Origin of the sequence: Paeniglutamicibacter sp. ZC-3, assembly GCF_025847175.2 — a bacterium.
GTDB lineage: Bacteria > Actinomycetota > Actinomycetes > Actinomycetales > Micrococcaceae > Paeniglutamicibacter > Paeniglutamicibacter sulfureus.
Genome location: NZ_JAOYTG010000012.1, coordinates 91668 through 105692 on the forward strand (window position 1 = coordinate 91668; position 14025 = coordinate 105692).

The following is a 14025-nucleotide window of genomic DNA, read 5'->3' on the forward strand; positions in this document are numbered from 1 at the left end:
CATGTCTTCCTCGATTGCGAACCACCCCGATCGGCTTCTGCCCGCAGACCCCGGTGTCCGCGAGATAGCCCGGTCGCTCCACAAAGACGTGGAAAACCTTCCGATCATTTCGCCGCACGGCCACGTGGACGCGGCCATGATCGCCAACGACACCCCGTTCCCGGATCCCACCGCACTGCTGCTGAGCCCGGACCACTACGTGACCCGCCTGCTGCACGCCAACGGCGTACCGCTTGAACAGCTGCGCGTCGGCGGCACCTCCGAGGTCGGCGCCCTGGATGCCTGGCGTATCTTCTGCGCCAACTGGAGGGCCTTCGACGGCACCGCATCGGGGTACTGGCTGCGCCAAGAATTCGTCGACGTCTTCGGGATCGACGACCTTGACATCCGCGAGGAAACCGCCGAGGCAACCTTCAACGCGCTGCAGGCGAAGATCGACGAGCCGGGCTTCCGCCCGCGTGCGCTGATGGACTCCTTCAACATCGAGGTCATGGCCACCACCGACGACCCACTGGACGACCTGTCAGCGCACCGCGCACTGGCCGATGACGCGTCCTTCACCTCCCGGGTGCTGCCGACCTTCCGCCCCGACGCCTACATCAAGTTCTGGGGCGCCGACTTCGCCGCCAAGGCCGACGCGCTGATCCAGGCCGCCGGCCACGGGGCCACCGGCTACGACGGCTACATGGCCGCGATGGCCAACCGCCGTGCCTACTTCGTCGAACACGGCGCAGTGTCCTCCGACCACGGTTCGCATTCGGCCGCTACGCTGAAGCTTTCCCGCGACGAGGCCGCCGCACTCTTCGCCAAGGGCATGGCCGGCACCGCCTCCACCGCCGAGGCCTTTGCCTTCGAGGCGCACATGATGTACCAGCAGGCCGCCATGGCAGTGGAAGACGGACTGGTCATGACGATGCACCCGGGCGTGCACCGCAACACCCACGCAGCCACGCTGAAGGCCTTCGGCCCGGACACCGGGCATGACATCCCCTTTGCCGTGGACTTCGCCACCGGACTGCAGCCGCTGCTCAACGACTTCGGCACCGCCAAGGGATTCCACTTCATCCCCTTCACCATCGACGAAACCGTGTTCTCCCGCGAGATCGCACCGCTGGCCGGGTTCTACCCGTCGGTGTTCATCGGGGCGCCGTGGTGGTTCCTGGATGCACCCGATGCCATGATGCGCTTCCGCTCCGCCGTCACCGAGACCGCCGGCTTCTCCCGGTCCTCCGGTTTCATCGACGACACCCGCGCCTTCTGCTCCATCCCCGCCCGGCACGACGCCTCGCGCCGCGTGGAGGCCTCCTTCCTGGCCCGCCTGGTCGCCGAGCACCGGATCACCGAGGAACGCGCCCACGAGATCATCGTCGACATCGTCGACGCCGCACCGCGCCGGGCGTTCAAGCTGTGAGCGCCGGATCCGTGGCCACCCGCGAACTGAACCGCACGACCCACCCGGCGCCCAAGGCCGAGGTCCGGATCGTGCACATCGGCCTGGGCGCCTTCCACCGCGCCCACCAGGCCTGGTACACAGCCAAGGCCAACGACGGATGGGGGATCGCCGCGTTCACCGGGCGCAGCGCCACCGCCGCGACGGAGCTCGCGGCCCAGGACGGGCTGTACACCCTCATCCGGCGCGAAGCGGACGGGGACAGCTTCGAGGTCATCGACTCCATCGTGGAGGCGCACGACGGCAACGACATGGCGGCGCTGTCCACCCTGCTGGCCAGCCCCTCCACCGCGATCGTCACCCTGACCATCACGGAGGCCGGCTACAAGATGGCCCCCGGGGCCACGGAACCGACGTTGAACCTCGACGACGACCAGGTCCTGGCGGACCTGGGGGTCCTGCGGGAATGCTACGACGCCGGGGTCTTCGCCAAGACCGCCGCCGAGTTCGAGGCCCTGGCCCTGGGCACCGCCGCGGCACGCCTGGTGGTCGGCCTGGCTGCCCGCCGTTCCGGCGACGGCTGGCCGCTGGCCGTCGTGTCCTGCGACAACCTGCCGGGCAACGGCGCGGTGGCACGGGCCGGCATCCTGGGCTTCGCGCAGGCCGTGGACCCAATGCTGGCGCGCTGGATCGATGCGAACATTTCATTCGTGGACACCTCCATCGACCGCATCACCCCGCGGACCACCGACGCCGACCGCGACACCGTGGCCGCCGAAACCGGCTTCGCCGATGTCTCTCCGGTAGTCACCGAGCCTTTCACCTCCTGGGTGCTTTCCGGGGACTTCCCGGCCGGCCGCCCTGCCTGGGAAAAAGCCGGCGCCCAGTTCGTGACGGACCTGGAGCCCTTTGAACGCCGCAAGCTGTGGCTGCTCAACGGTGCCCACACGCTGATGTCCTTTGCCGGGCAGCTGCGCGGACACGCAACCGTCGCCCAGGCCCTGGCCGACCCGACCGTTTCCGGTTGGGTCGAGGAATTCTGGGATGCCGCTGCCGCACACCTCACCGAGCCGGAACTCAAGGTCCCCGAATACCGCAAGGCGTTGCGCGAACGCTTCGAGAACCCGCGCATCGCCCACTTCCTGGCCCAGATCGCAGACGACGGATCGCTCAAGCTTGCCGCCCGCGCCTTGCCGGTGTTCCGCGCCGAGCAGGCTGCCGGGCGCGACGGCACCGCTGCCTTGCGCCTGTTGGCCGCCTGGTGCGACCAGCTGGCGGCGCAACATACGGCCGGAACCCCGGTGCGAGATGCGAACGCAACGGCGCTGGAAGCGATTCTGGCCGACCACGCCGTCCGTTCCGGCTCCGCGCAACAGACCGCCGCGCTGCTGGGCGTCATCGAGACCGGGCTCGGCACCGACCCCTCCCTGGCCGCCTCGGTCCACGCCCTGCGCGGAAGCTTCACCAACTAACTTCTCTCCCCGTCACCACCGGTGCACCGTTGCACCGCGCATTTGAAAGGATTGCCATGAAAATCATCAAGGCAGAAGTATTTGTGACCAGCCCGTCACGCAACTTTGTGACCCTCAAGGTCACCACCGAATCCGGCTTGGTCGGCATCGGCGACGCCACCGTGAACGGCCGCGAACTTGCCGTCGCGTCCTACCTGAAGGACCACGTCGCGCAGTTGCTCATCGGCAAGGACGCACATCGCATCGAGGACACTTGGCAGTTCCTCTACCGCTCGTCCTACTGGCGCCGCGGGCCCATCACCATGGCAGCCATCGCCGCCGTGGACATGGCCCTGTGGGACATCAAGGGCAAGGCCGCCAACATGCCGGTCTACCAGCTGCTGGGCGGCGCGTCGCGCAACGGCCTGCGCGCCTACGGCCACGCCTCGGGCACCGACACCGAGCAGCTTTTCGACTCGATCCGCGAGCACCTGGAACTGGGCTACAAGTCCATCCGCGTGCAGACCGCCGTCCCGGGCATCAAGGCCGTTTACGGTGTTGCCGCCCAGACCCAGGCCTCGGGCGAACGCTACGACTACGAGCCCGCCGGTCGCGGCGCATTCCCGCAGGAAGAGGACTGGGACACCCGCGCCTACTTGCGCCACCTGCCGACCGTCTTCGAGGCCGTGCGCAACGAATTCGGCCCCGAGATCCCGCTGCTGCACGACGGCCACCACCGCATGACCCCGATCCAGGCCGCGAAGCTGGGCAAGTCGCTGGAGCCCTACGACCTGTTCTGGCTCGAGGACTGCACCCCTGGCGAAAACCAGGAAGCGCTGCGCCTGGTCCGCCAGCACACCACCACCCCGATCGCCATCGGCGAGGTCTTCAACACGATCTACGACTTCCAGTCGCTGATCAAGGAACAGCTCATCGACTACGTGCGTGCAGCCTCCACCCACTTCGGCGGCATCTCGCCGCTGAAGAAGGTCATGGACTACGCAGCCCAATACCAGGTCAAGTCCGGCTTCCACGGCCCGACCGACATCTCCCCGGTGGGCTTCGCCGCCCAGCTGCACGTGGGCCTGGCCATCCACAACTACGGCATCCAGGAATACATGCAGCACTCGGACGCCACCAACACGGTCTTCGAGCAGTCCATGACCTTCAAGGACGGCTACCTGCACCCGGGCGACAAGCCGGGCCTGGGCGTCGAGTTCAACGAAGAGGCCGCGCTGTCCTACCCGTACCAGCAGGCCTACCTGCCCTACAACCGTCTCATCGACGGCACCGTCCACGACTGGTGAGCGCCGAAACCATGGAAGCCGCCACCGACACCGCCCTCAACGGCGCGGCAGTCACGCTGCACCGGGTCATCGTCATGGGTGTCTCCGGCTGCGGCAAGTCCACCGTGGGTGAGCTGCTCGGCGCGGAACTGGGTGCGGGATTCCTCGACGGGGATTCCCTGCACCCGCAGGCGAACATCGACAAGATGGCCGCCGGGCACCCGCTGGACGACGCGGACCGCGAACCGTGGCTGCGCGAGGTGGGCGAACGCCTCGGCTCGGCCGAATCCGGGTCGATGGTCATCGCGTGTTCGGCGCTCAAGCGCTCCTACCGCGACCTGATCCGCTCCGAGGCGCCGGGTACGGTGTTCATCCACCTGCACGGAACCGTCGAGCTGCTGACCGAACGCATGAGCGCCCGCCCCGGGCACTTCATGCCGGTCGGATTGCTCGAATCACAGCTGGCCACACTCGAGCCGCTCGAATCGGATGAAGCCGGCGTGGTGCTGGACATCGCGGCTACGCCGGCACAGCTGGCGCAGGAAGCCGCCGGCTGGCTGGACGCGCGAGCCTGAGCCATCGGCTGGGTGTAGTACGGAGGCCACGGTGCAAGGGAATGATTCCCTTGCACCGTGGCCTTTTGCCTTCCATACGAGATCAGAAATCCCCAACGGACCGAGACGTTGACCCACGGTGGCCGTGCCCGAAAATCCGGGCACGGCCACCGTGGGTCAATGCTGCACATCAGTCTTCGTGCGGCCCGGAGGCAACGAACGAATCCTCGCCGACGCGTCCCTCGCGAAGTTCGGCCAGGATCTCGGCCACCGAATCATGTTCCACATCCGGGCGGAACGGGAACGATGCCACGTCGCCGGGACGAGTGATTCCCGTGTGGACCAGGATGGTCAGCAGCCCTGCCTCCATGCCCGCGACGATGTCGGTGTCCATGCGGTCCCCGATCATCGCGGTGGTTTCCGAATGCGCGTCGATCCGGTTCAGTGCAGAGCGGAACATCATCGGGTTCGGCTTGCCGACCACGTACGGGGCGCTGCCGGTGGCCTGGGTGATCAGCGCCGCCACGGAACCGGTGGCCGGAAGCAGGCCCTCGGGCGAGGGGCCGGTGACATCCGGGTTGGTGGTGATGAAGCGGGCGCCGCCGGCGATCAACCGGATGGCCTTGGTGATGGCCTCGAAGGAGTACGTGCGGGTCTCGCCCAGCACCACGTACTCCGGGTCCTGGTCGGTCAGGATGAAACCGGCATCGTGCAGCGCGGTGGTCAATCCCGCCTCGCCGATCACGAAGGCCCGACCGCCTGGCCGCTGGCGGCGCAGGAACTCCGCGGTTGCCATGGCCGAGGTCCAGATGTTGGCCTCGGGCACGTCCAGCCCGGAGGAAAGCAAACGCGCGCGCAGGTCCCGCGGGGTGTAAATCGAGTTGTTGGTCAGCACCAGGAAGCGCTTGCCGGAAGCGACCCAATGCTCGATCATGTCCGCGGCGCCCGGGATGGCCTGGTTTTCGTGGACGAGCACCCCGTCCATGTCCGTGAGCCAGCATTCAATGTCATGGACGTTGCGTGGTTCATGCGTTGACACGTGTGGGTGTTCCTTTCGAGAGGTTTCCTGCTGCCACTAGTCTTTCAGGTTTCCGGCATTGCACGAAGCCGCGGACGGAGCTAGAGCCAATTGTTCTTCTTGAAGATGACAAAGAGTCCCACTCCGAGGGCGAACATCAGCCCGATCGCAGCCGGATAGCCAAAAGTGAAGTCCAATTCGGGCATGTGCGTGAAATTCATGCCGTACACGCCGGTGACCAGGCTCGGGGCAAAGAGGATGGCGGCCCACGCCGAGATTTTCTTCATCTGCTCGTTTTGCGCCAGTCCCGCCTCCGTCGCCCGCTGTGAAGCCAGCGTCGAGGACAGCGACAGGGCGTTGGTCAGCAGGGCGCGGAAGGAGGTAATGCGCTCGGTGAGCCGGATCGCGTGGTCCTGGACGTCGATGAGCTTGCGGTCAAGTTCCAGGGCGTCGTCTTCGGAAATGTCGCTGAGCCTGAAGTCCCTGCGCAAACGGGTGAGGACGTCCTCCAACGGCGCGAGCGCGCGCTGGAATTCAATGACCTCCCGGGAGAGCTCGTAGATGCGCCTCGAGACGTTCGGGGTCCCGGAGAACAGCTGGTCCTCGATCTCGTCGATGTCGTTGCTCAGGCCCGCAAACACCGGCTCGTATTCGTCCACGACCTGGTCAACGACCGCGTAAAGGACGGCCTCGGGGCCGATCGCCAAGAGCCCGGCTTCGTCCTCGAGCCGGTGGCGCACTTGCGCCAGTTTGGGAGACTCCGCGTGGCGTACCGTCACCACGAAGTCGGCTCCGACGTAGACGTGCAGTTCCCCGAACTCGACCTTTTCCGATTCATCAATGTAGCGGGCCGGTCGAAGCACCACAAAAAGGTGGTCGCCGTAGTGCTCCAGCTTGGGACGCTGGTGGCCGGAGAGCGTGTCTTCCACCGCCAGTTCGTGAAGGCCCAGCTCCTCGGAGACTTCCCGCATTTCGGCCTCGTCGGGTCGATAGAGTCCCAGCCAGGCCATGCCGCCGGACTCCTTCATGGACTCGAACGTGGAGCTGAGGTCCGGAGGATGGATCACTCGCTTGCCCTTGACGTAGATCGCATTGTCGATGATGGGCATGGATCCTCCTTGCGTTCCGGGCCGGAGGAAAACCCGGCGAACCAATCGTGCCTTAGCCAAGTTTGCCATCAACCGGCCGCACGCCATTGCACGCGTGGTTCCCCGACCTGCGGTTTTAGGGCAGGGATCCGGTGCGGGACCATTGGCGACTACCCTTGAGGAGTGACTTCCGCCGTTGAATCCCCCGCACCAGAACCCACCGAGTACGATCCCGTCCATGAGGAACGCCCCGAGGTGGGCCTCGGCCCGTGGGAGGGCGATTTTCCATCCGGCGACCACTTCGACCGCGAACTGCTGGAGCAGGGAGACCGGCGCAATGTGGCGGACAAGTACCGCTACTGGTCCATGGAGGCGATCATCGCCGACCTTGACGAGCGCCGCCACGACTTCCACATTGCCATCGAAAACTGGCAGCACGACATGAACATCGGCACCGTGGTGCGCACCGCCAACGCCTTTCTGGCCAAGGAAGTGCACATCATCGGACGCCGCCGCTGGAACAAGCGCGGGGCAATGGTCACCGACCGCTACCAGCACGTCCGCCACCACCCGACGGTCGAGGACTTCGTTGCATGGGCTCAGGGTGAAGGATTGGCGATCATCGGTATCGACATTTTCCCGGATTCCCAGAAGCTGGAGACCTATGAGCTGCCACGCAATTGTGTCCTGGTTTTCGGTCAAGAGGGGCCGGGGCTGAGCGAGGAAGTCCACCAAAGCGCCGAGGCAACATTGTCAATCGAACAATTCGGTTCTACTCGGTCCATCAACGCTGCTTCGGCAGCCGGAATCGCCATGCATGCGTGGATCCGACGCCACGTTTTCAACCAAACGGTTTAACCCAACGTAGCCGCTTGGCCAGAATTCCAGACCCATGGCCAATATCCCTTCTTTCCCTACCGTCCTTCAGTTAGCGTAAATGTTGGGCGCTCGGTCCCGTGCGGTGGGCTTGTGCAGTCACCGTTCCCAAAGCGGAAACGACGCCGACGTTCGTGCGACGGGACCGGCCGTGGTGTCGGACCGGGGAACGGAGAGGCCCGCTGGTGAAGAAGCATCGCGTCAATCATCCGCTTCCGCTGCCCAAGCCATCCCAGAGGCGTAGGCAGCCGAAGGCAGCCCGAGCAGCTGCCGCGGGAATCGCCATCGTTGCCGCACTTGCAGTATCCAGCACACCGACACTGGCCGACCGCCAAGTGGCCTCCATTCCCGTGGCATCGTCCCCGCTTGCGGTCGAGGGGGCTTCCTACAGGCAACCTGTCGAGCTCTCGCTGCTGAGCGGGGTCGACGCCATTGCCTGGGACACGGAGAACATCACCAGCGCGGCCGAAGGCCTGCCTTTGCCCGACGCCTCCGACCCGGGATCGGCGCAGGGCCCCGGGGGGACAACCGGGCAATTCGCCGGTCAACTCGTGGGGCAAAATGTGGGGCCGTTGGGTGTACTGCCAGGCGGGATCCAACTGATCCACCCGGTTTCCTCGAGACTCATCACCAGTCCATATGGCTGGCGAAACAATCCAACCGGGCCGGGCACCCAAATCCATATTGGTCAGGACTACGCGATTCCCTGCGGTTCCCCGGTATATGCGACGGCGGACGGGGTGGTCGTCCAATCTGCCTGGGCAGGGCATTCCGGACTGCGCGTGACCATCGACCACGGATCCTCGGTGCGCACGGGCTACAGCCACAACTCACGGCTCATCGCCAAAGTGGGCGACACCGTCAGCCAGGGTCAGCTCATCGCGCTCAGCGGCACCACGGGCAACTCAACCGGCTGCCACGTGCACTACGAAGTGATCATCAACGGACGCTGGAACGATCCCCGGAACTTCCTGCCCGTCATCCCCGGCCAGCCAATTCCGAAAATCGATTCGCGCCGCACCACCATCGCCGCCGAACCGATCCGCAACTCGGGGGCGCCGCGGACCGAGAGCCAGAACGGCCACGACATCGAGGTGGAGATGCCGGAACCGAGCAGGACCCCGCCCAAGTCAACGGCACCCGGTAAAGAATCCCCACGGCGGAAACCGAGCCAAGAGCCCACGCCCGACACAAAGCCCACGCCGAAACCGACGTCTACGCCGAGCGTCAAACCCTCGCCGAACGACACGCCCGATCCTTCTCCCACAAAGTCGGCGCCACCCGAAACGAGTCCGACGCCTACGCGGAGCGACGAAACAACTCCGCCGACCAATTCATCCCCGGACACCACGGAACCCACGGTTTCACCTTCCGTCGAACCGACCGAGTCCTCGGGCAGCGCCTCAACCAGTGCTTCGACCAGTGCTTCGACCAGCGCTCCGACCAGCGCTTCGCGCGAGTCATCGAGCAGCGCCTCGACCAGCGCTTCGAGCGAGTCACCGACCAGCGCCTCAACCAGCGCTTCGAGCGAGTCGTCGAGCAGCGCCTCAACCAGCGCTTCGACCAGCGCCTCAACCAGCGCTTCAACCGAGGCGTCGAGTAGATTGCCTGAATCGCGATCCGGGACTCCGGCTACGGAATCGTCAAGTGGCGCGTCGATCACAAGTGGCGGCATGGAGACTCTGTCCTCGTCCGCAAGCACAGCGAAATAACCGTAGTTATTGGTTTTCGGCGACCATGGCCCGTCCCAGAACCGTCGCTGGAGTGATCGGCGGTCCCGGGCTGGCCGGGGCCTCCCGGACTCAGTTTCGGGAAGCGCGACCCACGGAGTGCCGCAACGGTTGCTCACCGGAGGACGGAGGCGCTGAATGCCTCGCGATGTGGATGGGAAGGCCGATCGGCCACCTACGTGTCCTCGCGCGGGGTCGAGGCAACCACGGACAGACTGTACAAACCCACCACGCAGAGCCGCCCTTCGGTGACCTCGCGTCATCCCGTAAGCGATCCAGCACACAAGTAGATAGGATGGGAACAGCCAACGAGGTCTACTCCCCACACATTCCTTTTCTACATAGGAGTCAGTATGCCCATCGCAACACCGGAACAGTACAACGCCATGATTGATTCTGCGAAGGCCGGCGGCTACGCCTTCCCCGCAGTCAACGTGACGTCGTCGCAAACCCTGAATGCCGCAATCCGCGGCTTCGCGGAAGCAGAATCCGACGGAATCATTCAGGTGTCCACCGGTGGCGCAGCCTACTGGTCGGGTGCCTCCGTCAAGAACATGGTCACCGGCTCGCTGGCCTTTGCCGCGTTCGCGCGCGAAGTGGCCAAGAGCTACGGCGTAAACATCGCGCTGCATACCGACCACTGCCCGGCCGACAAGCTCGACGAATTCGTCCTGCCGCTGCTGGCGGCCTCCGAGGCCGAGGTCGCTGCCGGCCGCAACCCGTACTTCAACTCGCACATGTGGGACGGTTCCGCCGAGACCCTCGAGGAGAACCTGCGCATCGCCAAGGAGTTGCTGCCGCGCACCGCCGCGGCCAAGCAGATCCTTGAGGTCGAGATCGGTGCCGTGGGCGGCGAGGAAGATGGCGTGGAAAACGCCATCAACGACAAGCTGTACTCCACCGTCGAGGACGCCATGGCCACCATCGAGGCCCTGGGCGCCGGCGAAAACGGCCGCTACATCACGGCGCTGACTTTCGGCAACGTGCACGGCGTCTACAAGCCGGGCAACGTCAAGCTGCGTCCGGAGATCCTCAAGGACATCCAGGAGCAGGTCGGGTCCAAGCTTGGCAAGGCCAACCCGTTCGACCTCGTCTTCCACGGCGGCTCGGGTTCCTCCGACAAGGAAATCGCCGACGCGGTTTCCTACGGCGTCATCAAGATGAACATCGACACGGACACCCAGTACGCCTTCACCCGCCCGGTGGCCGGCCACATGCTTGCCAACTACGACGGCGTATTGAAGATCGACGGCGAGGTCGGCAACAAGAAGACCTACGACCCGCGCGTCTGGGGTGCCGCCGCCGAGGCTTCGATGGCCGCCCGCATCGTGGAGGCCGCACGTCAGCTCGGTTCCGCCGGAAAGGCGCTGAAGTAACCATGGCAGATCTTGGAGCAAACCTGCTCGGCATCCCCGCAACCCTGTTGCCGGAGGAGACCGAGGTCAAGGCGCGGCTGGAAGCCGGAGACGAAGCGGTGGACATTGCCGCTGCCTTCCCGGCATCCTCGCTGGGGTGGGCCCTGCTGGCCAACGACGCGCATGCGGAGGGCCGCACCGTGGAGTCCTACGCCTACGCCCGCGTCGGCTACCACCGCGGACTGGACGCCCTGCGCAAGGCCGGCTGGCGCGGCCAGGGCCCGGTGCCCTGGGCGCACGAGCCCAACCGCGGTTTCCTGCGTTCGCTGTATGCGCTGCAGCGCGCCGCCGCAGCCATCGGCGAGGCCGAGGAAGTCGATCGCATTGGCCGCTTCCTCAACGATTCCGATCCGCTCGCGGCCGCAGCGCTCGAAGCCGAGTAATCCCGTCGGGCCGCCTTAGGCCCCGCTGGCAATTGTTCGTGCCGACCCCCGGGTCCGGCACGAACAATTGCTGCTTAACCAAGGAGCAGACGAAAAAGAATGGCAAACGTGCAGCCCGGTGACGCGCTTGGCGCCTCCTACCGCTTCGTCGAGCCCCTCGGCTCCGGTGCGGTGGGCGAGGTGTGGCGGGTCAGCGCGCTCCCGGGCGACCCCGACCTCGCGGCCAAGGTGCTGCGCCCGGAACACGCCCACGACCCCGCCCTCGTTGAGCGCTTCGTGAAGGAACGTTCGGTGCTTTTGGCACTGCGGCACCCGAACATCGTGGCGGTCAGGGACCTGGTGGTCGAGGGTGAAAGGCTCGCCATCCTCATGGACCTGGTGCCCGGAGGATCCCTCCGCGACCTGCTCGAAGACCGCCGTACGCTTCCCGCTTCAGACGCGTTGGCCATCTGCGCCGAGATGCTGGACGCCATTGCGTATGCGCACACCCGAAACACGACGCACCGGGACATCAAACCCGACAACGTGCTGCTGGCCGAACCGTGGAGGCCAGGACTTGCAGGAGCCGTGCGGGTCTCGGACTTCGGCATCGCCTCGGTCATGCACGAAAAATCCCGACACACCACCGGCATGGTGGGAACCCCCGCCTACATGCCGCCCGAACTGCTCAGTACCGGCGAGATCGGGCCCGCCGCCGATCTCTACGCCACTGGCATCATGCTCTACGAGATGCTTTCCGGGCGGACTCCGTACGCCGGGACGGGAACCGATTTCACCCTTGCCTACCGCCACGTGACCACCCTTCCGCCGCGGTTGGCGGTGCCCGATGCCCTGTGGGAGGCGCTCGAATCGCTCTTGGGCAAGGACCCGCGCCAACGGCCCGGCGCGCCCGAGGCCGCGGCGCGGCTGCGCCGGCTGGCTGCCCAATTCGCCGACCTGCCGGCCCTGCCGTTGGCCTCCGAACCCGAGGACTTCCAGCCCCTTGAGCGTCCGGCCACGGTGCTGCGCGGCGCGGCCGCGGCCCCCGATCCAGTGTCGGAGGAGGTTCCGGATTCCGGATCCGGTGCCTCCGCGCTCCCCGAACTGGGTCCGGTGGGCCAGCACACCGTGGTGCGGTCGATGCCGCGGCCCGAATTGCGGCCCCGCCCACAGCCGGCACCCGCCCCTGTACGCGCCGGGTCGCGGCCTGCATGGCTGCACGGCAAGTCCATCGCGATGATCGCCGGCGGCCTCGTGGCGGCCATCGCCATCGTCATCGGGGCCGTGGCGCTGGCGAAGCCCGAGGCCCCCGCGGCGGCACCGGCAGCAGATTCCACCGCGAGCCAGCAGGACGCCCCGTTGCCCAGTGGGTTGTCCGTCAGCCGCAGCGCCCAATACGACGCCCAGGCGCACGAAGTGACGCTGACGATCACCTATGCGGCGCAAAAATCACCGCTGGGCGGGCCCTTCCTCGAGGTGCTCCCGGGCGCGTCCGCGTCAGCCTCCTGTCCACCGGCGACCTGGGAAAAGATCGAGGCAACACGCAACCAGCCGAGCCTGACTGGCATCTCCGCAACCTGCGGGTGGAGTCTTGCCGGGATCACCGTCCCGGCCAAGGGCAGCGTCGAGGCCAGCGCCAGGATTCCGGTGGAACTGGTCGGTGAGAACGCCCTGGAGCAATGGCTGGAAGCTTCGGCCGCGGCAACCACCGCAGCGGTGTCGGACCCTGCTGCGGCCGGCTCGGCGTATCCGGTGCAGCGGCTGCGGGACATCAAGGTCGTCACCCCGGCGCGAACGGTGAGCCAGACCGCGCTTCCGGTCACCCTGGTGCCGGTGTGGCCCGGCGGCGAAGACGTGCTGAACCCGCTCTACACCTCCCCGTCCACGGGCAAGGCCTCGGCAATGCTCGCCGCGGTGGCCGGGGGCGAGAAGGGCGTGCGCTTCTCCGACGGCTGTTCCGGTTCCCTGGCGGTCTCCGCCGACGGGCTGGTGGTCACCGCGTTGTCGGTCACCCCGAACTGCATCCTGCGGGCCGGGGTCGGCAACTTCACCGACCTGGCCAGCGACCCGTTTGGCATCACCACCCGCGGGTAGCCGGTAGTCGCGGACTGCCGAACAGGCAGCGAATGATGCCCTCACGGTCTCGAAGACCCGGCGCACCGGGACGGAGGATCAATGACCCGCGCCCACCTCCGATTCCAGGAAAACCGGAAACCATGACCCTTCCCCGTTCCAGGCAACTGCCATGGCTGATATCCCATCTCTGTGCCCCGACGGTCCTGGTCACCGCGTTGTTGATGTTCACCCCGCTGAGGTTCCCGCAGGTCTCCTGGCCCCACGCGTTCGTGGCCACCACCTTCACCATGCTCATCCCGTGGGCGGCCCTCGTCTGGGCCCGCAAGACCGGGAAAGTCAGTGACATCCACATCACCCGGCGCGAACAGCGGTGGCCATTGCTGTTGACCGCGTTGGCCGATCCTGCTGGGCCTGGCGCTGATGGTGTGGCTTCGGGTCGAACCGGTCCTCCTGCGTGAGGTGTTGCTGATCTTGGCGGGCCTGCTGATCACCGGGGGCATCACACTGCGCTGGAAGATTTCGATCCATGTGGCCGTTGCCGCCTTCGTGGCCCTCCACATCCTTGAAGACCAGCCTTTTGGCGCTGCCGTGGCGGTGGCCGTGGTGGGAATACTCAGCTGGTCACGGGTTCAGCTCAGGCACCACACCAGCAGCCAGGTCTTTGCCGGGGCCGTCGTGGGGGCGATGGTCAGCCTTTTCGCCTTATTACCCATGTCGGACTGAGAAGGCCCGCTTTCGCGGCCCTTCCCGGGCATCGTCTAATTCGTATCCCTTGGGCT

At 66.1% G+C, this 14025-nt stretch carries 13 protein-coding genes and 1 pseudogene; 11 read left to right on the plus strand and 3 right to left on the minus strand.

Annotation, left to right across the window (positions count from 1 at the left end; all coding sequences use genetic code 11):
- Position 1 precedes the first annotated feature (1 nt).
- From uxaC to OIU93_RS13370, 4 genes are read left to right on the plus strand one after another with little or no spacing between them, the layout of a single operon-like run.
- On the plus strand, positions 2–1411 hold the full coding sequence (gene uxaC / locus OIU93_RS13355; RefSeq protein WP_264270564.1) for a glucuronate isomerase: 1410 nt from the start codon (positions 2–4) through the stop codon (positions 1409–1411).
- Positions 1408–2862, plus strand: coding sequence for a mannitol dehydrogenase family protein (locus OIU93_RS13360; RefSeq protein WP_264270565.1), 1455 nt, complete (start codon positions 1408–1410; stop codon positions 2860–2862). Before uxaC ends, OIU93_RS13360 begins: the two co-directional genes overlap by 4 nt.
- Before the next feature lie 56 nt (positions 2863–2918).
- A complete protein-coding gene (manD, locus tag OIU93_RS13365) occupies positions 2919–4148 on the plus strand; it encodes a D-mannonate dehydratase ManD (RefSeq protein ID WP_264270566.1) in 1230 nt (409 codons plus the stop codon).
- Positions 4145–4702, plus strand: coding sequence for a gluconokinase (locus OIU93_RS13370; protein ID WP_372342929.1), 558 nt, complete (start codon positions 4145–4147; stop codon positions 4700–4702). Before manD ends, OIU93_RS13370 begins: the two co-directional genes overlap by 4 nt.
- A 169-nt stretch (positions 4703–4871) precedes the next feature.
- Here the strand turns inward: OIU93_RS13370 and OIU93_RS13375 are convergent, their stop codons facing one another.
- Both OIU93_RS13375 and corA read right to left on the minus strand, forming a co-directional pair.
- On the minus strand, positions 4872–5666 hold the full coding sequence (locus OIU93_RS13375; RefSeq protein WP_264270588.1) for an HAD-IIA family hydrolase: 795 nt from the start codon (positions 5664–5666) through the stop codon (positions 4872–4874).
- 134 nt (positions 5667–5800) lie between these two features.
- A complete protein-coding gene (gene corA, locus OIU93_RS13380) occupies positions 5801–6808 on the minus strand; it encodes a magnesium/cobalt transporter CorA (RefSeq protein ID WP_264270567.1) in 1008 nt (335 codons plus the stop codon).
- A gap of 162 nt (positions 6809–6970) precedes the next feature.
- Between corA and OIU93_RS13385 the strand changes: the two genes are divergently transcribed.
- Together OIU93_RS13385 and OIU93_RS13390 are read left to right on the plus strand one after the other, a co-directional pair.
- Positions 6971–7645: a TrmH family RNA methyltransferase gene (locus OIU93_RS13385; RefSeq protein ID WP_372342930.1), complete on the plus strand. Its 675-nt coding sequence runs from the start codon at positions 6971–6973 to the stop codon at positions 7643–7645.
- Between the two features lie 581 nt (positions 7646–8226).
- Positions 8227–8565: pseudogene (locus OIU93_RS13390) on the plus strand (M23 family metallopeptidase); the annotation flags it as partial.
- Between the two features lie 23 nt (positions 8566–8588).
- Here the strand turns inward: OIU93_RS13390 and OIU93_RS13395 are convergent.
- Positions 8589–9338, minus strand: a complete 750-nt coding sequence (locus OIU93_RS13395; RefSeq protein WP_264270568.1) for a hypothetical protein — start codon at positions 9336–9338, stop codon at positions 8589–8591.
- Between the two features lie 408 nt (positions 9339–9746).
- Here OIU93_RS13395 and fbaA point away from each other — a divergent pair, with 408 nt between their 5' ends.
- The 5 genes from fbaA (at position 9747) to OIU93_RS13420 (ending at position 13969) form a co-directional block, all read left to right on the plus strand.
- Positions 9747–10769, plus strand: a complete 1023-nt coding sequence (gene fbaA / locus OIU93_RS13400; protein WP_264270569.1) for a class II fructose-bisphosphate aldolase — start codon at positions 9747–9749, stop codon at positions 10767–10769.
- 2 nt (positions 10770–10771) lie between these two features.
- Complete coding sequence (locus OIU93_RS13405; RefSeq protein WP_264270570.1) at positions 10772–11191, plus strand: DUF3151 domain-containing protein; 420 nt, start codon at positions 10772–10774, stop codon at positions 11189–11191.
- A 99-nt stretch (positions 11192–11290) separates the two neighbouring features.
- On the plus strand, positions 11291–13264 hold the full coding sequence (locus tag OIU93_RS13410) for a serine/threonine-protein kinase (protein WP_264270571.1): 1974 nt from the start codon (positions 11291–11293) through the stop codon (positions 13262–13264).
- 122 nt (positions 13265–13386) lie between these two features.
- Positions 13387–13704, plus strand: a complete 318-nt coding sequence (locus OIU93_RS13415; RefSeq protein ID WP_264270572.1) for a hypothetical protein — start codon at positions 13387–13389, stop codon at positions 13702–13704.
- Between the two features lies 1 nt (position 13705).
- Entirely contained in the window at positions 13706–13969 is a 264-nt protein-coding gene (locus OIU93_RS13420; RefSeq protein ID WP_264270573.1) for a hypothetical protein, read from the plus strand.
- Positions 13970–14025: the final 56 nt, after the last annotated feature.